The 21,802-nt window shown below is 39.9% G+C and carries 20 protein-coding genes and 1 tRNA gene; 16 read left to right on the top strand and 5 right to left on the bottom strand.

Going from position 1 to position 21,802, the window contains the following annotated elements:
• Positions 1-20 precede the first annotated feature (20 nt).
• Together yihA and IAG46_RS15475 are read right to left on the bottom strand one after the other, a co-directional pair.
• Positions 21-635 (bottom strand): ribosome biogenesis GTP-binding protein YihA/YsxC, encoded by a 615-nt coding sequence (yihA, locus tag IAG46_RS15470; RefSeq protein WP_190811291.1) that lies wholly within the window; start codon positions 633-635, stop codon positions 21-23.
• A gap of 3 nt (positions 636-638) precedes the next feature.
• Positions 639-1,403: an alpha/beta fold hydrolase gene (locus IAG46_RS15475; protein WP_190811292.1), complete on the bottom strand. Its 765-nt coding sequence runs from the start codon at positions 1,401-1,403 to the stop codon at positions 639-641.
• Positions 1,404-1,667: 264 nt separating this feature from the next.
• On the opposite strand from IAG46_RS15475, the gene IAG46_RS15480 reads away from it, so the two are divergent.
• From IAG46_RS15480 to IAG46_RS15555, 16 genes are all read left to right on the top strand, one after another.
• Complete coding sequence (locus tag IAG46_RS15480; protein ID WP_190811293.1) at positions 1,668-2,123, top strand: division/cell wall cluster transcriptional repressor MraZ; 456 nt, start codon at positions 1,668-1,670, stop codon at positions 2,121-2,123.
• On the top strand, positions 2,116-3,018 hold the full coding sequence (rsmH, locus tag IAG46_RS15485) for a 16S rRNA (cytosine(1402)-N(4))-methyltransferase RsmH (protein ID WP_190811294.1): 903 nt from the start codon (positions 2,116-2,118) through the stop codon (positions 3,016-3,018). The genes IAG46_RS15480 and rsmH overlap by 8 nt, the downstream gene beginning before the upstream one ends.
• A 93-nt stretch (positions 3,019-3,111) precedes the next feature.
• Positions 3,112-3,429 carry an FtsL-like putative cell division protein gene (locus IAG46_RS15490; protein ID WP_190811295.1) on the top strand — a complete coding sequence of 106 codons (318 nt, stop codon included), beginning with the start codon at positions 3,112-3,114 and terminating at the stop codon, positions 3,427-3,429.
• The gene (locus tag IAG46_RS15495; protein ID WP_190811296.1) at positions 3,429-5,438 is read left to right on the top strand and encodes a penicillin-binding protein; all 2,010 of its coding nucleotides are present in this window, start codon (positions 3,429-3,431) and stop codon (positions 5,436-5,438) included. Before IAG46_RS15490 ends, IAG46_RS15495 begins: the two co-directional genes overlap by 1 nt.
• Positions 5,435-6,898 (top strand): UDP-N-acetylmuramoyl-L-alanyl-D-glutamate--2,6-diaminopimelate ligase, encoded by a 1,464-nt coding sequence (locus IAG46_RS15500; RefSeq protein WP_190811297.1) that lies wholly within the window; start codon positions 5,435-5,437, stop codon positions 6,896-6,898. Before IAG46_RS15495 ends, IAG46_RS15500 begins: the two co-directional genes overlap by 4 nt.
• 8 nt (positions 6,899-6,906) lie before the next feature.
• On the top strand, positions 6,907-8,127 hold the full coding sequence (mraY, locus tag IAG46_RS15505) for a phospho-N-acetylmuramoyl-pentapeptide-transferase (RefSeq protein ID WP_190811298.1): 1,221 nt from the start codon (positions 6,907-6,909) through the stop codon (positions 8,125-8,127).
• Positions 8,128-9,462 carry a UDP-N-acetylmuramoyl-L-alanine--D-glutamate ligase gene (murD, locus tag IAG46_RS15510; protein ID WP_190811299.1) on the top strand — a complete coding sequence of 445 codons (1,335 nt, stop codon included), beginning with the start codon at positions 8,128-8,130 and terminating at the stop codon, positions 9,460-9,462.
• Between the two features lie 10 nt (positions 9,463-9,472).
• Entirely contained in the window at positions 9,473-10,681 is a 1,209-nt protein-coding gene (locus IAG46_RS15515) for an FtsW/RodA/SpoVE family cell cycle protein (RefSeq protein WP_190811300.1), read from the top strand.
• Positions 10,668-11,756: an undecaprenyldiphospho-muramoylpentapeptide beta-N-acetylglucosaminyltransferase gene (gene murG / locus IAG46_RS15520; protein ID WP_190811301.1), complete on the top strand. Its 1,089-nt coding sequence runs from the start codon at positions 10,668-10,670 to the stop codon at positions 11,754-11,756. Before IAG46_RS15515 ends, murG begins: the two co-directional genes overlap by 14 nt.
• Positions 11,753-13,105, top strand: a complete 1,353-nt coding sequence (gene murC / locus IAG46_RS15525) for a UDP-N-acetylmuramate--L-alanine ligase (protein ID WP_190811302.1) — start codon at positions 11,753-11,755, stop codon at positions 13,103-13,105. Before murG ends, murC begins: the two co-directional genes overlap by 4 nt.
• Complete coding sequence (locus tag IAG46_RS15530) at positions 13,095-13,814, top strand: cell division protein FtsQ/DivIB (protein ID WP_190811303.1); 720 nt, start codon at positions 13,095-13,097, stop codon at positions 13,812-13,814. The genes murC and IAG46_RS15530 overlap by 11 nt, the downstream gene beginning before the upstream one ends.
• A 3-nt stretch (positions 13,815-13,817) precedes the next feature.
• Entirely contained in the window at positions 13,818-15,143 is a 1,326-nt protein-coding gene (ftsA, locus tag IAG46_RS15535) for a cell division protein FtsA (RefSeq protein WP_190811304.1), read from the top strand.
• Positions 15,144-15,173: 30 nt separating this feature from the next.
• A complete protein-coding gene (gene ftsZ, locus IAG46_RS15540) occupies positions 15,174-17,126 on the top strand; it encodes a cell division protein FtsZ (protein ID WP_190811305.1) in 1,953 nt (650 codons plus the stop codon).
• A gap of 102 nt (positions 17,127-17,228) precedes the next feature.
• Positions 17,229-17,681 carry a GatB/YqeY domain-containing protein gene (locus IAG46_RS15545; RefSeq protein WP_190811306.1) on the top strand — a complete coding sequence of 151 codons (453 nt, stop codon included), beginning with the start codon at positions 17,229-17,231 and terminating at the stop codon, positions 17,679-17,681.
• Positions 17,682-17,689: 8 nt separating this feature from the next.
• Positions 17,690-17,763, top strand: a tRNA-Arg gene (locus IAG46_RS15550).
• A 229-nt stretch (positions 17,764-17,992) separates the two neighbouring features.
• A complete protein-coding gene (locus IAG46_RS15555) occupies positions 17,993-19,216 on the top strand; it encodes a site-specific integrase (protein WP_190811307.1) in 1,224 nt (407 codons plus the stop codon).
• Between the two features lie 109 nt (positions 19,217-19,325).
• On the opposite strand, the gene IAG46_RS15560 is transcribed toward IAG46_RS15555, so the two are convergent.
• From IAG46_RS15560 to IAG46_RS15570, 3 genes are all read right to left on the bottom strand, one after another.
• Positions 19,326-19,871, bottom strand: a complete 546-nt coding sequence (locus IAG46_RS15560) for a BfmA/BtgA family mobilization protein (RefSeq protein ID WP_190811308.1) — start codon at positions 19,869-19,871, stop codon at positions 19,326-19,328.
• Positions 19,872-20,190: 319 nt separating this feature from the next.
• Positions 20,191-20,370 carry a hypothetical protein gene (locus tag IAG46_RS15565; RefSeq protein ID WP_190811426.1) on the bottom strand — a complete coding sequence of 60 codons (180 nt, stop codon included), beginning with the start codon at positions 20,368-20,370 and terminating at the stop codon, positions 20,191-20,193.
• 112 nt (positions 20,371-20,482) lie between these two features.
• A complete protein-coding gene (locus IAG46_RS15570; protein WP_190811309.1) occupies positions 20,483-21,706 on the bottom strand; it encodes an alpha/beta fold hydrolase in 1,224 nt (407 codons plus the stop codon).
• Positions 21,707-21,802 lie beyond the last annotated feature (96 nt).

Below are 21,802 nucleotides of genomic sequence, written 5' to 3' on the forward strand. Positions count from 1 at the left end.
GGTCTGTAAAGGTATTACGGCTAAGTGTTCTGTCCGAAAAACTCCTGATTGATTTCATCAATATAATCGAGCAATTCGTCACGGCCAATACGGTTCGCCGAAGAGGTAATGAAGTGCGGAGGGGTTTCTTCCCAAGCACCCTCCAATAATTTTTGAAGATAAGTACCCGCCTGTTTGTCGATTACAGCCGGTTTTAATTTATCAGCCTTCGTAAAAATAATGGCAAACGGAATTTGGTGTGTTCCCAACCACTCCATAAACTCTAAATCTACAGGTTGCGGTTCGTGCCTGATATCGACCAGAACAAAACCACAGACCAATTGTTTTCTTTTTTGAAAATACTCTGTAATATATTTCTGAAAGACTTTTTTGTCCTTTTTGGAAACACGGGCGTATCCGTATCCAGGTAAATCCACCAAAAACCAATTTTTATTGATTTTAAAATGATTTATAAGCTGGGTCTTTCCGGGGCGACCAGAAGTTTTGGCCAAACTTTTCTGATCTACAAGCATATTGATCAAAGAAGATTTGCCAACATTGGAACGTCCAATAAAAGCATATTCGGGTAATGGCTCATTCGGACATTTGGCCACACTGGAGTTGCTCATCACAAATTCGGCCGAAGTAATTTTCATAAGTTAGAAGTTCCTTTGGTTGAGCCAGGCCTCTAGAATCTTGTTAAAATCCTCTGGGTGCTCCATCATAGGCGCGTGTCCGCACTTTTCAATCCAGAACAGATCAGAATCGGGCAGCAGTTCGTGGAATTCTTTAGCTACTTTGGGGGGGGTAACCGTATCATTTTCGCCCCAAATAATACAAGTGGGTGTTTTCATATGGGGTAAATCCTTAGACATATTATGTCTAATGGCACTCTTTGCAATGGCCAACGTCTTTACCAATTTCATACGATCGTTTACCGTGGCAAATACCTCATCCACAATCTCTTTGGTTGCTACAGCTGGGTCATAGAAAACATCTTGTGCCTTCTTTTTTATGAACTCATAATCCCCACGTTTAGGGTATCCATCTCCCATGGCGCTTTCATAAAGACCAGAACTACCAGTAATCACCAAAGCTTTGACCATTTCAGGGAACATTTTGGTGTGCAAGAGTCCAATATGACCTCCTAGGGAATTTCCCAATAGAATTACATCCTTTAGCCCCTTGAACTCGATAAAATCCTCTAAAAACTTGGCAAAGTTTTTCACCGTGGTCTTTAACATGGGCATTTCATAAATAGGAAGCTCTGGAATAAGCACCTTATAACCCTTGGATGGGAAATTGTCCGATACCCCTTGAAAATTACTCAATCCACCCATTAATCCATGTAAAATAATCATGGGAGTGCCTTCTCCTTTTTCAATGTAACGGTATTTGCCTTCCTTGATGATTTGTTCTTCCATCTAAAGTTAGTTGGTCCTAAGAAGGGCAAATATAGGCAATTCATATCACACCATTTTCTGCATTATTGCCTTCTGTTTACATCTATTTTGTTGCTGCTTAATGGGTGTTAATTATCAAAAACAAATAGGGATTCAGTTTTTTGGGAAAAACATGATGAAATAGATCAAAAAGTGGAAAATTTATCAACAATGTGTCGTTTAGTGGAGAAATGTGGAAATAAAATCTATATATTTGAGTTATTATTCTTAACCAATTGATTTCTAGTGACCCATATCATAGGACAACATGATTGTAAAGCTGATGCCAAAGGAAGGGTGATTTTACCCATTTCCCTAAAGAATCAGTTGTTGCCTGTTTTAAAGGACGGCTTTGTGATCAAACGATCCGTTTTTCAGCAATGTTTGGAGTTGTACCCTAAAGAGGAGTTCGATGTTTTGATGCAAAAGGTCATGAAGAAAAGCAAAATTAACCGAAAGTACGATGCCTTCGTTAGAAATTTTGTAGCGGGAATGAAAGAGGTCACTATTGATGGCGATACAGGTAGATTACAGATTCCGAAAAATTTGGTCGCCTATGCCGAAATTGGAAAAGAAGTGGTTCTCAATGCGGTTTTCGATAAAATAGAAATCTGGAACAAGGATAACTATGAGGCCGTCTTGGCAGAAGGTGAAAAAGATTATGCCGATTTAGCAGAGGAGATTTTTGACGACGATGACTAGCGAATATCACAACCCAGTTTTGCTCCAAGAATCAGTTGATGGGTTGGACATTAAAAAAAATGGAGTGTATGTTGATGTCACTTTTGGTGGCGGAGGACATTCCAAAGAGATTCTGAAAAGATTGGGAAGTGAGGGCAGATTGATTGCCTTTGATCAAGATGAAGATGCCCTGGCAAATGTGATAGATGATGAGAGGTTTCAATTGATCAATCAAAATTTTCAGTTTCTCAAACAATATTTGAAGTTCTATGGCATTCGGAAAGTTGATGGAATCTTAGCAGATTTCGGTGTTTCTTCACATCAGTTCGATGAGGCGGACAGAGGTTTTTCCATTCGTTTTAATGCGGATTTGGATATGCGGATGAACAGAAACAATGAGGTATCCGCCTATGAAGTGGTCAACAAGTATTCCCAAAAAGATTTGGCTTCAGTTCTGTTTCAATACGGCGAATTGCGCAATGCAAACGCCATGGCAAAAACAATTGTCGAATCAAGGGCAGGGAACTTTATAAAAACCACAGATGATTTGAAGAAGGTGCTGACTAGGTTTTTGCCAAAAATGAAGGAGAACAAGATTTTGGCTCAGATCTATCAAGCCATTCGGATTGAGGTAAACCAAGAGATAGCGGTGCTCAAGGAATTTTTACTCCAAGCACCTGAAGTGTTGAAAGAAGGAGGACGGTTGAGTTTGATAAGCTATCATTCATTGGAAGACCGATTGGTAAAGCGTTTCATTCGAGACGGACGTTTTGAAGGGTTGGCAGAAAAGGACTTTTATGGAAATATAGATGTTCCATTAAAAAAAGTCGGAGGATTAATAGTTCCATCGGCTGAAGAAATTGCAAAAAATAACCGTGCAAGGAGTGCAAAACTCCGTATCGCAGAACGAATATAAAAGTTGAGATGGTCTCCTTGAGAATGTCACACTGAGCTTACCTGCACTGAGCATTACCGAAGTGCATAAGAAAATAAATAACCGAACACAAAAATGAAAAAGGGAATACTGGATTTATTAAAAGGAAAGTTTTTGGTGAGCGGGGATGCTCCCAAAAACTGGATGTTTTTGTTGTTCGCCTCTTTTTTGGCAGCAATGATGATTTCCAGTAGCCACAATGCAGATAAAAAAGTTCATGAAATCGCAGCCTTGAGCGAAGAAGTACGAAAGCTTAAGAGCGAATTCTTCGAACATCGGTCCATGGTTCAGCAAATGAAACTGGAGTCCACCCTGCGGCAGACTGTCGCGGTTGAAGGACTGAAGCCATCAAAAATTCCTCCGCAAAAAATAAAGGTTAAATCGAATAAGTAGTGGCGATAACCGAAAAAAATATCATGAACAGACTTTACTTGGTTGCAGGGGGTCTGCTGGTCTTCGCTATTTGTGTGATAGTGAAACTCGTAGATATCCAAATGATCAAGGGTGAGGACTACAAGGAACTGGCACTGAACAAAACTGAAAAAATGTTCACCATTGAGCCCAACCGGGGCAATCTCTATTCTGACGATGGTAGTTTGTTGGCCGCTTCCGTTCCAAAATATGAGATCCGATTTGATGCCAAAACAGTATCCGAAGAAAACTTTCAAAATAATGTAGCGGCCCTGTCCGATTCATTGGGCAATCTTTTTAATAGACCTTCTTCGTATTACAGACAGCTTTTCAGAAAGGCAAAGGCCAATAGCAATCGTTATAAACTTGTCGCAAGAAATGTGGATTATTTGGACTACGTTCGAATCAAACAATTTCCATTGTTCAAACTGGGACCTTATAAGGGTGGTTTTATTGAAACGCACCGGGTGGTTCGTGAATACCCTTTGGGTAAAATGGCAGCCAGAAGCATTGGATATGAGCGTGTAGATGAAAACGGTTATTATACTCGAGTAGGACTTGACGGCGCTTTTGGTGAGCAATACTTACGAGGTAAGGAAGGAAAGCGACTCAAACAAAAAATAGCCAAAGGACAATGGAAGCCGGTCGGTCTGGATAATATTGTTGAGCCCCAAGATGGGCTGGATGTGGTTTCCACTATCGATATAAACATTCAAGACATAGCGCATCACGAACTTTTGGCACAGCTTGAAAAATACAATGCAGATCACGGTTGTGTTGTGGTAATGGAAACTGCGACAGGTGAGATTAAGGCGATCTCCAATTTAGGCCGTACTTCCGAAGGAAAATATTACGAAAAACTGAATTATGCAGTTGGTGAATCCCATGAACCGGGATCAACATTCAAATTGATGTCCATGGTGGCAGCACTTGAAGATAAGGTCATTGACACCAGCACTGTAATCGATACCGAAAAAGGAAGGTATCGTATTTATGACCGTGTTGTTAAAGATTCAAAATGGGGAGGATATGGCAAAATATCAGCTGCACATGCCTTTGCGGTCTCCTCAAACACGGCATTTGCCAAGATTATTCATGAAAACTATAAAGAAACCCCTGAAAAATTTGTCAATCGCTTGATGAATATGGGACTCCATAAAAAATTGGGATTACCCATAATCGGTGAAGGAAAGCCTGTGATTCGGTATCCTGGAGATAAAGGCTGGTCAGGGATATCCCTCGGATGGATGTCACATGGATATGAGGTGTCTATGACCCCTATACAGACACTTGCATTCTACAATGCCATTGCCAATGATGGTGAATTTGTAAAACCTAGGTTGATCAAAGCCGTACGGGAAGGGAATAAAGTCCTGAAGAGCTTTGACAAAGAAGTGGTAAATCCATCCATCTGCTCAAAGGAAACTGTGGAAAAGGTTCAGCAATTGCTAAAAGATGTCGTGGAGAAAGATTATGGAACAGGACATAGGCTTTACTCCAAGAGTTTTTCTATGGCAGGAAAAACAGGCACTACCCAGAAGAATTATGTAGCCAAAGACCCCGATAAGATGGCATATATCTCGTCTTTCGCAGGATATTTTCCGGCGGACAACCCAAAATATTCTTGCATTGTGGTTATCCACGAACCAGATAAAAGTGTAGGCTATTATGGGGCGGACGTTTCCGGACCGGTTTTCAAATCGATGGCACAAAAAATCTATACCACATCCCCAACAGTTGATGAGGTCGAAGGGAAGGCCTTAAATGAAAAGGAGTTGGAGGAAAAATATGAAAAGTACTACGCAAAAGTGCAAAAGAACCATGCCCAAGTCCCAAATGTAAAAGGAATGTGCGGTATGGATGCCATTTCACTTTTAGAGAATTTGGGATTGCAGGTAGAGGTGAGAGGTAATGGAAAGGTTAAGAAGCAATCAGTAGATCACGGAACAAATATTGATCAAGTTAAAAAAATTGTATTGGAACTTTCATGAAATTATTGAAAGACATATTATATAAGGTTAGCCTTGCCGCCGTGAGTGGTGATACCAATGTTATGGTCAACAATGTCCACTTTGATTCTAGAAAAGTTGGAATGGACGATATTTTTGTTGCTGTACGAGGTTTAATCACCGATGGGCATAAATACATTGGAACGGCTGTGGAGTTAGGGGCCAAGGCAGTGGTTTGCGAGGAGCTTCCTGAAATATTGGTCGGTGGTGTTACTTACCTTAAAGTTCCAAATAGCAATAGCGCTTTGGCAACCATAGCCGCCAACTTTTACGAACATCCATCGAAGAATTTGAAATTGGTGGGTATCACCGGTACAAATGGTAAAACAACAGTGAGCACCTTATTGTACCGTCTGTTTAAAAAAGCAGGGTTTAAAGTTGGATTAATTTCCACTATTAAGGTAATGGTGGATGATACTGAACATCCAACCAGCCATACCACACCAGATGTACTTACAATAAATGAGTATCTCTCCCAAATGAATGAAAAAGGTGTGGAGTTTTGCTTCATGGAGGTGAGTTCGCACGGAATCCATCAAAAAAGGTCGGAGAGTTTACATTTTGAAGGAGCGATCTTTACCAATCTTTCCCATGACCATTTGGATTATCATAAAACTTTTGCTGAGTACCGCGACACCAAGAAAAAACTTTTCGATGACCTGCCCAAAACAGCCTTTGCTTTGAGCAATATAGACGATAAAAATGGCTTGGTCATGCTGCAGAATACTAAAGCAAAAAAACATACCTACGCTTTAAAATCGTACGCAGATTACAGAGCACAGATTTTGGAAAAGCAGTTCAACGGACAGCTACTGAAAATTGATAAAAATGAGCTTTGGTCTAAGTTAATAGGAGATTTCAATGCGTACAATTTATTAGCGATTTATGCCACTGCAGATATTTTGGGTCTTGAAAAAATGGAAACCCTTCAGTTGATCAGTCAACTTGAAAACGTCGATGGCAGGTTTCAATATTACATATCAAAAGATAAAATAACGGCAATTGTTGATTATGCCCATACTCCGGACGCGCTAAAAAATGTGTTGATTACGATCAATGCATTGAGGACTGGAAATGAAAACGTCATCACCGTAGTGGGGTGTGGTGGTGACCGTGACAAGTCTAAGCGTCCGGTTATGGGTCATATCGCATCCGAAATGAGCAATCAGGCCATTTTCACATCCGATAATCCAAGAACAGAATCACCTTCCATAATTATTGAGGAAATGGAAGCAGGAGTTGAGGCCCATAATACCAAAAAGATCTTGTCCATTGAAAATAGAAAGCAAGCTATTAAAACAGCATGCAAGTTGGCCTTGGCCAATGATATCATTTTGGTGGCGGGCAAAGGACATGAAACCTACCAGGAAACCAATGGGGTTCGAGTGGATTTTGATGATTTTAAAGAAGTAAAAGCGGCATTGACCGATTTAAACAAATAATGTAGCCAATGTTATACTACTTATTCGATTATTTAGAACAACAGTACCAACTGCCTGGAGCAAGTCTTTTTGGGTTCTTGACCTTCAGAGCGGCCATGGCTGTGTTGTTGTCACTTTTAATCGCAATGGTATATGGTAAGCGAATCATTCTCTTTCTTCAAAAGAAGCAGATAGGTGAAAGCATTCGTGATTTAGGTTTGGAAGGCCAAAAACAAAAAGCTGGAACCCCAACAATGGGTGGATTGATCATTATCATATCCACACTTTTACCTGTACTGTTGTTCGCCGATATCAAGAACATTTATGTGATCCTTCTGATAATAACCACCATTTGGATGGGTGTCATAGGTTTTATAGATGACTACATCAAAATCTTCAAAAAGGATAAAGAAGGTCTAAAAGGGAGATTTAAGATAATGGGTCAGGTGGGACTGGGCTTAATCGTGGGCTCTATTTTGTATTTCCATCCGCAAGTAACAATCAAGGAAAAAGATACCACTCGAATTACGGAAGATTTTAGAGTAGAAGAAGTCTTTGGACAGGAAATGAAGACGGTTAAAACCAATGTTCCCTTCATGAAGGATAACGAATTGGATTATGCCGATTGGATTTCTTGGGCAGGAGAAGGAATGGCAGACTATGCATGGTTGATTTTTATTCCAGTAGTAATTTTTATTATTACCGCGGTATCCAATGGCGCAAATTTAACTGATGGCATTGATGGCTTGGCTGCTGGCTCATCCGCCATAATAGCGATGGCATTAGCAATATTTGCCTGGGTTTCCGGAAACATTCAGTTTTCGGATTATTTGGACATTTTCTACTTGCCACGAGTAGAAGAGCTTGTGGTTTTTTTAGCGGCTTTTGTTGGAGCTCTGGTTGGTTTTCTTTGGTACAATGCCTATCCGGCCCAAGTGTTTATGGGTGATACGGGAAGTCTCACCATCGGTGGGGTTATCGCGGTGATAGCCATAATTGTAAGAAAAGAATTGTTGATTCCCATGTTATGCGGAATCTTCTTTGCAGAATCACTTTCTGTGATGTTACAAGTAGGATATTTTAAGCATACCAAGAAGAAATTTGGTGAAGGTAGGCGCATGTTCCTGATGGCTCCCTTACACCATCATTTTCAAAAGAAATTATATCACGAGAGCAAAATAGTCACACGATTTTGGATTATAGGAATTCTATTGGCCATCATTAGTATTGTGACGCTTAAGATCAGATAAATGACTCGTTTGGTGATTCTTGGGGGAGGTGAAAGCGGGGTGGGAACAGCCATTCTGGGCAAGAAAAAAGGATTTGAAGTCTTTGTTTCGGACAAAGGAGAAATAAAAAAAGAGTACAGCAACGTTCTTGAACATTTTGAGATTGAATGGGAGTCAGGTAAACATACGGAATCCAAGATTCTAAATGCAGATGTGGTAATGAAAAGCCCCGGTATTCCAGACAAGGTGCCATTGGTGAAAAAACTCGTCGAAAAGAAAATTCCAGTGATTTCAGAGATTGAGTTTGCATCAAAATACACCGATGCAACCTTAATTGGGATTACAGGAAGCAACGGAAAAACCACCACAACTATGCTAACACACCATTTGTTAAAGGATGATGGTTTTCATGTGGGCATGGCCGGCAACATTGGCGACAGCTATGCTAAAATGGTGGCAGAGCGGGATTTTGACCAATATGTATTGGAAATAAGCAGCTTTCAATTGGATGGCATTGTGGATTTTAAACCTCACATCGCCATTTTGACCAATATCACACCTGACCATTTGGATAGATATGATTATCGGTTTGAAAATTATATCGCTTCTAAATTTCGAATAGCACTGAATCAGGATAGTAATGATTACCTGATTTATGATGCCGATGATGATGTGATTCAAGATTGGTTAAAAAAACATCCAATTCAATCCAAATTAGTTCCCTTTTCCTTAAAGGAAAAGCAAGAACAAGGAGCATGGCTCGAAAATGAAATAATAAAAGTGAACGTAGAACATAAAACCTTGGAAATGAGTACAGATATTTTGGCCCTGCAAGGGCAGCACAACGTTAAAAATACCATGGCGGCGGGTTTGGCTGCTATGTTGGTCAACGTGAGGAAGGAAACCATCCGTAATAGTATCCAAACATTCCAAGGCGTTCCACACCGATTGGAGCAAGTACTGAAAATTAACCATGTGGAATACGTAAACGATTCCAAGGCAACCAATGTGAATGCAACCTATTATGCGCTTGATGGTATTAAAAAACCCATTGTTTGGATTGCAGGGGGTGTTGATAAAGGCAACGACTACTCAGAATTGATGCCTTTGGTTCGTGAAAAAGTAAAGGCAATCATCTGCTTAGGAATGGATAATTCCAAATTAAAAGATGCCTTCGGAAATGTAATTGACTTGATGGTTGAGACCTATTCCATGGAAGAAGCCATAAAAGTGGCCTATAAAATTTCAGAGCGCGGAGATTCAGTTTTACTGTCTCCGGCATGTGCAAGTTTCGACCTGTTTGAAAATTATGAGGATAGGGGAAATCAATTTAAGGCAGCAATAAAAAATCTATAAATAGAGTAAAATGTTGGCAGTATTTAAAAATTTGAAAGGTGATAAAGCCATTTGGGGCGTAGTGGCCCTATTGGCACTTTTCTCATTTTTACCGGTGTACAGTGCCAGCACCAATTTAGTTTATGTAAATGACGATGGGACAACCATCGGACACTTAATAAAGCATGCTATACTCTTGTTTTTGGGCTTCGGAATTATTTACGCCGTCCATCGCATACCAACTCATTATTTTAAAGGACTCTCAATCATAGCTTTGCCCATTGTACTGATTCTTTTGGGTTACACTTTAACTGTAGAGACCAAAATTGGTGGGGTAACCGCAAACAGGTGGATAAAAATTCCATTTGTAGGGGTTAATTTCCAAACCTCGACTTTGGCCTCGGTTGTTTTGATGATTTGGATTGCTCGCTATTTGACCAAGATCAAAGATGTGGCCATCACATTTAAGGAAAGTATACTGCCGCTTTGGTTACCGACTGCTTTAGTGGTCTTGCTAATTTTACCAGAAAACTTTTCTACAGCGGCTATCATCTGCTTTTTAGTATTGGTATTGTGCTTTTTAGGAGGATATCCCTTAAAGTATTTACTCAGTATTGTAGGAGCAGGTCTCGTGCTGGCTTCCATGTTTTTGTTTGTGATTTTTAAAACCCCAGAGGTGATTCCAGGACAAAGGGCCACCACCTGGAAATCAAGAATTGAAACCTTTTGGAGTCCGGAAAAAGCAGGAAAAGATGATTTACACCAATTGACTTTGGCTAAGATTGCCATTGCAGAAGGGGGAGTAGTGGGCAAAGGTGCGGGAAAAAGCGTGATCAAGAACATGCTTTCCCAAAGTACATCAGATTTTATTTTTGCCATCATTATTGAAGAATATGGACTGTTGGGAGGAGGAGCGCTGCTATTTTTCTATTTGCTCTTGCTATTTCGGATAGTGGTAGTGGCCAATTCAGCCAAAACCGTTTTTTCAAAATTATTGGTGATAGGTGTGGGTTTGCCCATCGTTTTTCAAGCTTTTATTAATATGGCCGTGGTGGTACAGTTGTTTCCCGTGACCGGGCAGCCCCTTCCATTGATCAGTATGGGGGGAACATCCATTTGGATGACCTGTATGGCCATTGGAATTGTACTGAGTGCGAGCAACAAAAAAGAAAATTTAGAGGAGGAATCCTACGATATAGATGAAACCAATCCTTTAGAAGTATTAAGTGGACAATTATAGGTTTATACTTTCTGGAGGGGGTACGGGAGGACATATTTATCCGGCAATAGCCATAGCCAACGAGCTAAAAAAAAGATATCCAAAAGCGGAGTTTTTGTTTGTGGGTGCCAAGGATAAAATGGAAATGGAAAAAGTGCCGCAGGCTGGTTATAAAATTGAAGGCCTTTGGATAAGTGGATTACAACGGAAACTGACTTTAAAAAATTTGATGTTTCCTTTTAAACTGATAAGTAGTTTGATTAGAGCGCGTAGCATAGTAAGAAGGTTTAGACCAGATGTAGCCATCGGGACTGGTGGTTTTGCTAGCGGACCATTATTGAAAATGGCGGTCGGGGTCGGAGTTCCTTGTGTGCTTCAAGAACAAAATTCTTTTGCGGGAATTACAAATAAACTATTGGCCGGGAAAGCAAAGGTCATTTGTGTCGCTTATGATGGAATGGAGCAATTTTTTCCGCAAGAAAAAATAATTAAAACTGGAAATCCGGTGCGTTCCGATTTGGTCAATCTTCAGGTTGATAGGTCTGAAGCGATTCAATTTTTCGGATTGAATCCGAGTAAAAAAACCGTATTGATTATCGGCGGAAGTTTAGGCGCGCGAAGAATCAACCAATTGATTGAAAAAGAACTTGGTTTTTTTAAAAAAAATGGAATCCAATTACTTTGGCAATGCGGTAAACTTTATCACAACGACTATAAAAAATATGATTCCAATAGGGTTAAGGTAAAAGCATTTCTAAATAAAATGGATTATGCCTATGCCTCTGCAGATATTATCATATCAAGAGCAGGAGCTGGGTCAGTATCTGAGCTTTGTTTGACAGGAAAACCGGTTGTTTTTATCCCATCCCCCAATGTTGCAGAGGATCATCAAACTAAAAATGCGAATGCTTTGGTTTCGAAAGAGGCAGCCATACTATTGAAAGAAAACGAATTGGATGAAAAGTTCGAAAGCACCTTTTTGGAATTAATGAATTCCGACCATATGCAAGTATCATTGGGTGCTAACATCAAAAAATTGGCTTTGCCAAAGGCTACGGAACATATTGTTGATGAAATAGAAAAATTGCTACAATGAATCTAAAAGATATACATAACGTCTTCTTTATTGGCATTGGAGGGATAGGTATGTCTGCATTGGCACGATATTTCGATTTTGTTGGAAAGCAAGTTATGGGATATGATAAAACACAAACTCCAATCACAGATGAACTGGTTGAAAATGGAATAGCAGTTCATTTTGAAGACGAATTGAGTTGGATTCCCGAATCTTTCAAAAACATAGAAAATACATTGGTGGTTTATACCCCTGCGGTTCCCGAGTCGCATTCACAATTACAATTTTTTCGAAACAACGGTTTTGAGGTGAAAAAGCGTTCAGAAGTCTTGGGCATCGTTACAAAAGATACGTTCTGTTTTGCGGTAGCTGGCACTCATGGAAAGACCACGACATCCTGTATTTTGGCACATATCCTAAAAGAAACTGGAACACCGCTTACCGCATTTTTAGGTGGAATTTCAGAAGATTTTAATAGCAACTTTGTGCTTGAGGGAACCGAATATTCTGTTGTGGAAGCAGATGAGTTTGATCGTTCCTTTTTACAGTTATCACCTAATGTGGCTTGCATAACTTCGATGGATGCCGATCATTTGGACATCTATGGAACGGATGAAGCATTGCAACAATCTTTTGTTGATTTCACTAAAAAAATAAAACCCGAAGGGGTCCTTTTCGTGAGAAATGGGCTGCCTTTGACTGGATATACCTATGGTATCGGAGACGATGCTGACTATCGCATAGAAAATATTTCAATTGAACGTGGCACCTACGTATTTGATTTAATCACGCCTTCCGAAGTATTGAAGCAAGTTCGCTTTACCAAGCCGGGAAGGCATAATCTGCTCAATGGATTAGCTGCTTTTGCAATGGCGGTGCAAACAGGGACCCCACCCCGCCGCCTAGCTAAAGCTTTGGGGACTTTCAAGGGTGTACAACGCAGATTTTCGTACCAATTGAAAGAAAAGGATTTTGTGTTCATTGATGATTATGCGCATCATCCTACCGAAATAAATGCAGTTCATGAAGCAATTAGGGAAATGCACCCAAATGACAAGGTGACCGTAGTTTTTCAACCGCATTTGTTTTCAAGAACAAGGGATTTTGGAGATGAATTTGCTTTGAGCCTGTCAAAATTTGACACCATCTTATTAATGGAGATTTATCCCGCGCGTGAAGAACCCATTGAAGGAATAACATCGACTTGGTTGTTGGATAAAATCGAAAATCCCAAAAAGAAATTGATCTCAAAATCAAACCTAATAGAAGAAATAACGAATTGTAAAACTGGAGTTTTGGTAACCATGGGAGCTGGAGACATTGGATTGGAAGTGCCAAAAATCAAAAAAGAATTGGCTTATGCGAGTTAATTGGAATCACATCAAGTTAACGGTCTTGGGCGTGGCCGTAATCGGACTTTATGGCTTTGCTGACTACCGGAGTCAGCAGAAAAAAGTGGCGGATATCTCCATTAATTTTTTGGGAGACAACAGTTTATATTTAACTGAAGCTTCAGTTAATAAATTGTTAATACAAAATTATGGAAGCCTAAAAAATAGGCCTAAAGAACAGTTAGCTTTGAATACCATAGAGCAGGTAATTCTGTCCAACGATATGGTGAAAAAAGCCCAGGTCTATCTTACTATAAATGGAGAACTTATATCTAAGATTGTTCAGCGTAAACCGATTGGGAGAATAGAAGGAGTCTCTAAATTTTATTTGGATGATATAGGAGAGCGTATGCCACTTTCCAAGAATCATTCGGCAAGAGTACCTATAATAACAGGCGAAATCACGGGTAAAACCTTGGAAGATGCCTACACCATTCTCAATTATATAAACGAGGATGATTTTTTAAGAAAAAATGTTATTGGCATTCATATTGAGGAAGAAGGAAAATATCAGCTCAAGTTTCGATTGGAAAACTTTGTGGTGAATTTAGGAGGGGTGGAGAACCTCAATGAGAAGTTCAAAAATTTTATGGCTTTCTATGCAAAAGCAACCAAAGACAAATCTTTGGAGAAATATGCCATTGTTAGTTTAGAATTTGACAATCAAGTGGTTTGTACCAAAATTTAAAATATGGAACAAGGTAATTATTCAGTTGGGTTGGACATTGGAACTACCAAGATCGTTGCGATCATTGGAAGGGAAAATGAATACGGCAAAATAGAGATTTTAGGAACGGGAAAATCCAAAAGTTTGGGGGTTCACCGTGGAGTGGTCAATAATATCACCCAAACTATTTCCTCTATACAGCAAGCTGTAGAGCAGGCAGAGGTGGATGCAGGATTAAAGATCGGCTCCGTTGTCGTGGGCATAGCAGGTCAGCATATCAGAAGTCTGCAACATAGTGATTACATAACCAGACCAAATTCTGAGGAAGTAATCAATGATGATGATTTGGAAAAATTGTGCAACCAAGTATATAAACTGGTCATGCTTCCGGGTGAAGAGATTATTCATGTTTTACCACAAGAGTATAAAGTAGATGGTCAGTGTGAAATAAAAGAACCCAAGGGAATGTATGGCGGCAGACTGGAAGCCAATTTTCATGTTGTGGTCGGTCAGGTTTCCTCTATAAAAAATATTGGTCGATGCATCAAAAGTGCAGGACTTGATCTTGGAAATATCACACTAGAACCACTGGCATCCGCAGAAGCAGTTTTAAGCCAAGAAGAAAAAGAAGCAGGTGTTGCTTTGATAGACATAGGAGGTGGAACCACCGATTTGGCCATTTTTAAAGATGGAATAATCCGTCATACCTCTGTGATTCCATTTGGAGGAAATGTGATTACAGAAGATATAAAAGAAGGCTGCTCCATTATCGAAAAGCAAGCAGAATTGCTCAAGATAAAATTCGGTTCAGCTTGGCCAGGAGAGAACAAGGACAATGAGATTGTTTCCATTCCCGGTTTAAGAGGCCGTGAACCAAAAGAGATAACATTAAAAAATCTGTCCAAAATAATCCACGCCCGTGTAGTTGAAATAATTGAGCAGGTATATGTTGAAATTAAGAATTACGGACACGAAGAGCAGAAGAAAAAACTGATTGCCGGAATTGTTTTAACAGGCGGCGGAAGCCAATTGAAACATTTGAAGCAATTGGTGGAATACATCACCGGGATGGATACCCGTATTGGATACCCCAACGAACATTTGGCCGGAGATTCAGATGAAGAAGTTGCCAGTCCTTTATATGCCACTGCAGTTGGACTGCTTATGAATGCTTTGGAAACAACCAACAATAATGTGCTGGAAAGTGAAATGGAGCAAGCAGAGGAAGAAATGTTGGTTGGACAAGAGAGTGTGGCCGGTAAGTCTGTAAATACACAGACAGCACCCAGAAAATCAATTTTTGATAAATGGTCTGAGAAATTGAAGGATTTCTTGGACAATGCAGAATAATAACCCCTAAACAACAAACAAAAAACTGTCATGAGTAATAGCACCGAATTTGACAATATTGGTTTTGACCTTCCAAAGAACAAGAGCAACGTTATAAAAGTTATTGGCGTTGGCGGTGGAGGTAGCAATGCCATAAATCACATGTTCCAAGCTGGAATTAACGGAGTTGATTTTGTAATCTGCAATACAGATGCGCAGGCATTGCAGAACAGTTCCGTTCCCAACAAAATTCAATTGGGCGTTTCATTGACCGAAGGACTTGGCGCTGGAGCCAATCCTGATGTTGGTGAACAAGCAGCACTGGAAAGTATGGAAGACATTAAGGTTATGCTGGAGCATACCACTAAAATGGTCTTTATTACCGCTGGTATGGGCGGGGGAACAGGAACTGGTGCAGCTCCCGTTATTGCCAAAGTGGCCAGGGAAATGGATGTTCTTACCGTGGGAATTGTTACTATTCCTTTTCAGTTTGAAGGAGCTATGCGAAACAAGCAGGCTCAGGCAGGTATTGAAAAATTACGGGCCAATGTAGATTCGTTAATTGTAATCAATAACAATAAGCTTCGGGAAGTATACGGTAATTTGGGGTTCAAGGCCGGATTTTCCAAGGCAGATGAAGTATTGGCAACTGCAGCAAGGGGTATTGCAGAAGTTATAACACATCACTATACACAAAATATTGACCTTAGAGATGCCAAAACGGTACTTTCCAATAGTGGCACTGCCATCATGGGTTCATCTACAGCATCTGGTTCAGCTAGAGCAGGTGAAGCAATTGCCAAAGCATTGGACTCTCCATTATTGAACGATAACAAGATAAACGGAGCTAAAAATGTACTCCTGTTAATTGTATCAGGTTCCCAAGAAATCACTATTGATGAAATTGGGGAAATCAATGATTATATCCAGATAGAAGCAGGTCACGGTGCCAACATCATAATGGGTGTGGGTGAAGACGAAAACTTGGGCGATGCTATTGCAGTTACTGTAATAGCGACGGGTTTTAATATTGATCAACAAGATGAGATCGTAAACACCGAAACCAAAAAAGTTTTTTATACCCTTGAAGATGAGCAAATTGCAGAGCAAGAATTGACCACTGAAGCTACCGCTATTCAAGATATCAAAATAGAAAAAACATCTGCGCAGCCAGAGCCAGAAGTTGTGCGTCATACCCTGGAAATGGAGGAACCAGAGGAGGTGAAACCCAAAGAACCAGAATCTGAACTTATTCCGACTACCAATTACATTAAAAACTTCAACGTTTTTTATGAAGAAGTAGTTCCTGAAAATGTGGAAGATGATTTTGTGATCATCGAGGCTAAAAGCATTTTAAATGACATTGAGGTCGTTGAGCCGGAAACAGTTTCTCCCAATGCATCTGAAGATCAATTTGCATTGAGTTTTGATATGCCTTTAAATACGAATCAAGTAGAGGAGGAAAAAGAACATACCATCACTTTTAATTTAGATGATAGCGTAAAGGACATCGACGTAAACGAATATGTTGAGGTTAAACCCGTCTTGGAGTATAAAAAAGAAGGAGAGACCCGTTACGACCTTGAAGAATACATGGAATTGGAAACGAAGTTGACCGGCGCTAGATCAGTGGCCGAGACCCATGAGCCCAAATTGGTAGAAGATGAACTTGTTTTTGAAAAGAAAACGATTAAAACTGAAGCGTCTACAAAAAATGAAGATGCATCAGGAAATGTTGACCCATTCAATAGTTCTATCAGTGATTTGTTGAAAGATAGAGCTGATGAACGGAGAAAAAAGCTGAAAAATTTCAACTATAAATTTCAAAACAATAGAAACAGTATAGACGAAATCGAAAAACAACCTGCGTATAAAAGACAGGGCGTTGATTTGGATGATACCCCACAAGAACAGAAGGTGTCCAGAACAACCTTGAGTGAGGATAGCAATGACGATTTGCAATTGCGTTCCAACAACTCCTTCTTGCACGATAATGTTGATTAGTAGTGTTTAAATTGACTCCATTTTTTAATGGAAAACCTAAACCCGTTAGTTAAGAGACTTTCGGGTTTATTTTTTATCTTCGCAGCCCAAAATAACGAGAAAATGAGTTTGCAAGAACAAGTAATGACAGAGATGAAAACGGCTATGAAAGCCAAGGATACTGTTGCCTTGGAATCTTTGCGAGCCATTAAATCGGCAATTTTATTGGCAAAGACCGACAAGGGCGGTGGCGGAGAGCTTTCGGAAGAAGATGAAGTGAAACTGGTTCAGAAATTGGTAAAACAGCGTAAGGACAGTGCATCCATTTTCACAGAGCAGGGAAGAGAAGATCTCGCAGCACCCGAATTGGAGCAAGTTGCAGTAATTGAAAAGTTTTTACCCGAACAGCTCACTAAAGAAGAAATTGAAAAGGTGGTAGTGCAAACAATTGATTCCATTGGTGCATCAGGAATGCAGGATATGGGCAAGGTAATGGGCATGGTTTCCAAAGAATTGGCTGGTCAAGCTGATGGAAAGACCATTTCTACCATTGTAAGAGCTAAATTAAGCTCGTAATATAAAACGGCCACGTAGCTCAGCTGAATAGAGCACTGGATTTCGGCTCCAGCGGTCGGGGGTTTGAATCCCTCCGTGGTCACTGAGGATTATCATCCAAATTCGAAAAGTCTGTAAATCAATGGTTTACGGACTTTTTCATTTTTACCAAATCCATCTGATATCATATAAAACCATGCAATTCGGTGGACGATTCGGTGCGCTCTTTTTCATGATTCGTAAAAAGAATATCCGATATGTGTTAAAGAACCGGAGATGGGGTTTTTAAACGGAAAGTTATTAGAAATTCAGTAACCTAAAGTTTGGAAAAAATGAGAGATTCCTTTTCTACATTGTTCTACATCCGGGGCAGTAGGCTCGATAAAAATGGCATGAGCCTTATCTATTTGCGGGTCACCGTCAATGGCAAGAGGTCAGAGATGAGCCTGCAAAGAAAGGCAAGGCCCGAGAAATGGGACCCTAAAAAAGGAAGGGTCAGGGGCACGGTTCCTTCCACCCTGGAACTGAACCGGTTCCTCGATGGGACAGTATCGAGGGTCTATCAGATACAGGGGGAATTCATCTCCGATGGCATTCCCTATACCTCGGACATGGTCCTAAATGCCTTTCAGGGAAAGGGCAACGGGCAAAAAACACTTTTATCAATTTATGGCGACCATAATGAAGAACTTTCAGAATTGGTCGGAAGGGAATTCTCATCGGGGGCATACCAAAGACATCTACGGACCGCTAAACATTTACAAGCTTTCATAAAGAAAGAATATGGCTATAGTGACATCGGTGTAAAAAAGGTGGACCTGAAATTCATCAACCGTTTTGAACATTTCCTAAAGACAACTTTGAAGGACTGTGGGCAGAACACAGTGACCAAATATGTGACGAATCTCAAGAAGATAATGCGGATATGCTATGCCAATGGTTGGATCTCAAAGGATCCCTTCTACCATTGGAAGGCCAAATGGAAAAAGGTGGATCGTGAGATCCTCAATGAACGGGAACTGAAAGCCATAATGGAAAAGGTCCTTCCTTCAAAAAGATTGGACCAGGTGAGGGACATCTTTGTCTTTTGCTGTTTTACCGGCCTTTCCTATATCGATGTGCAAAAACTTTCGGGCAACCATATCGTGTTGGCAATGGATGGAAAGAAATGGATAAAGATAAAGCGCACAAAGACCGATACCAAGAGCAGTGTCCCGTTGTTGCAGGTCGCCGAACAGATATTGGACAAATACAGTGTATGCAACGGAACGGACAACACGGGCAGGCTTCTCCCTGTGGTCAGCAATGTGAAATTGAACCTTTATCTAAAGGAAATTGCGCGTCTATGCAACATTGAAAAGAGGCTCACCTTTCATTTGTCGAGGCACACTTTCGCCACGACCGTCACCCTTGCCAATGGGGTCCCCATAGAATCGGTCAGTAAAATGTTGGGGCACCAATCTTTAAAGACCACTCAGATCTATGCCAAGGTGCTGGACAAAAAACTTATGGAGGACATGGAGCTGGTAAGGGCCAAATTCAAGATCGGGGGATGATATGGATACAAGATCAGCGAGCAAAACCGGGTTTTGCGCTGCAAGCCCAATCTTACCAAAACAAACCTGCTGAGCTTGGTGCAAAGCTAAATCACAGTTCGTAAATTATCTATAGGTTTTGAAGTGTCCGTTTATAATTCTCCAATTCCCCTTCTGTGATTTCCAACTTCAGATAGGGTTTCCCAAAAGAGGGCTTTGTCAAGCTCACATGGTCAATTACATATTGACTCTCTCTTTTGAGCATTTCCATTTTATCTGTTAGGCGCTCATATCGAATCCTGGGAACGGTTACTTCGATCTCAGGCCGTTTCTTGACTGCTTTTTGTTCAACCCTCATCGGTTTTTCATGCTTGGCCTTTTGTTCCAGTAAGGCGTTAAGAATGGCATTGGTGGGTCTTGTCTGCGTTATCTCAATATCACGGATGATGGCTATTGACGCTTCAGTACGTTTCCGGTTCTTAAGGATTTCTTGAAGAATGTTCTTTTCGAATTTTTCATTGGGAGTGAACCCGTGCCACTCAAAAAAGTCCATAATGCACGTCAATGTTTCGGTATGTGACCTGGCGATCCTCTTGGAGAAACAACGGAACCTTTTTGCGACATTTACCTTGATGCTGATGGCTGAAAACCCATGTTCTTTTACTTTCTGGACCATTTTACAGTAACTTTTTTCAGTGTTTCAGGGTTCTTCGACAGGGTTTACAGTAAATTCCCAATTCCACGGGAATCTTCATTTTTCCATTAACTCCTTTGTTCATAGGGTTTTGCGGAGCAAAAATATTATCGTAGCACCGGCTTGCCGTGCTACCCTCTCGCTTCTCCCAACAATCACCAAAGGTGATTTCGAAGAACCTTTTAAATTAAGGTAAAAGGCACTTTAAAAAGAGAATCGGGTTGAACGGATTTTAAGGAATTGAATGGGAGCGTTTTACAAATAATGCATCAATCGTTTAAGATTCACGGAAATTCATCGATCACCTTTTGATATCCTTTAATTTTAAGTAGGCAGGCAATACTGCCTCGAAATCTTTCATAAAACCATCCGAAAATTCCATTTTCATCATTTCTCCCGAACTGTCTGAACCCGTATCTTTCTGCATCCCCATATAGCCCTCATTGCCCGTCATAGTCTTGCCGCCAGTTTTGTTCATCATACTTTTTTGCCTTGCAATTGTGCCGCGGCATCCACTGTGAAGGTCCCATTGGTCACAATTTCTTCACCAGAATCAAGCCCATGCGTGATTTCGGTAATATTCATTTTATGTTTCAATAGTTTAACCAATCGATGATTTTGTTTTCTATTTCAGAGTAAATGCTTTCATCTGGAATGTGCTTAGTCTTTTTTAATACATGATAATCTTTCAAATTATTAAAGAGTTCTATACTTCTACCAAGAACTTTGTGTCCTGGAAAAAACACATCCATATCCGCTGCCATTATAAATGTTGGCGAATTAAAGTGAATTAGATTTTCTTTCTTCAATAAAGGTGGTCTTCTATAATCCATTTTGGTACCTAGAAGAATGTTTTTCTGGAACAAAATATCATCTTCCTTCTTCGTCATATAAAAAGCATCCATGAATTGGACTAAGCTCTTTTCTGTTTTTGTTACTAAAAACTTAAGCAAGGGAAAAGTCAGTTTACTCATTGAGTTCAAAAAATCACCATTGACAATACCTGCGGGAACAACTAAAATGACCTTATTAATTCTTTCAGGTGCAAATTGAATCAGTTTTTGTAGTAAAAAAGCGCCATAAGAAATTCCAACAAAACATGCATTTTCAATCTTTAGACATATTAGGACCTCTTCCAGCCATTTTCCATAATCATCATTTTTAGCGGATAATCTAGTTTCAGCACTTTTGGTTGTTTGACCTATAGTGTCTAAAGCATAGATTCTGAAATTTTTTGATATTCCTTGAATTGCCTCTAAGGATATTGGAGCACCGGCATTGATTCCATGTAATATCACTACAGGCGGATTGTGAACATCGCCAGAGGCAAGAATATGTGTTCTGCCTGCAAATGTATCTACATAGATATCTTCTGTTGGGATTTTTAAACTTTTTTGTTTCTTGTTATATAGCTTTAAAAGTTCAGTTTTGACATGGTCGCTTTTGTAGATTGATGATGATATGAATTTTTTTTGAAATGGGTTTGACCTATATACTTCCCCCTTGTTTTTTAATAGAATACAGGCTTCCTTCCAATGAGGTAATCGGTCGACCTCGATTGTTATAATCTTAATTTCTTTTGCTATTGATTCAGATTTCTTTATTACTTCAAGATGAGCTTCGCTATGAAAAAACCTTCTCATATCTCCCTCATTCCTCCATAGAGTCATGGCGTAATGCTTTGTCCAAAAACCTTTTTTCTTAAACTCAATATACGGTGAGATTTTCAGCTGATTTGCTATATGTAGAGCTAAAAAAGACAGTTTAAAAAAACTTAAAGGAGATTTTAGTTCTATAGAAGTTATACTAACTTTCATAATGGCTGTATTTATCAAATCTCATCACTAGTACTTTTTGTCTCGTTTGGTCAAACTAGTATTCTTTATTTAAATAATGTCTATTAGCATTTCTGT

Source organism: Flagellimonas sp. S3867 (genome assembly GCF_014698935.1).
Lineage (GTDB): Bacteria > Bacteroidota > Bacteroidia > Flavobacteriales > Flavobacteriaceae > Flagellimonas.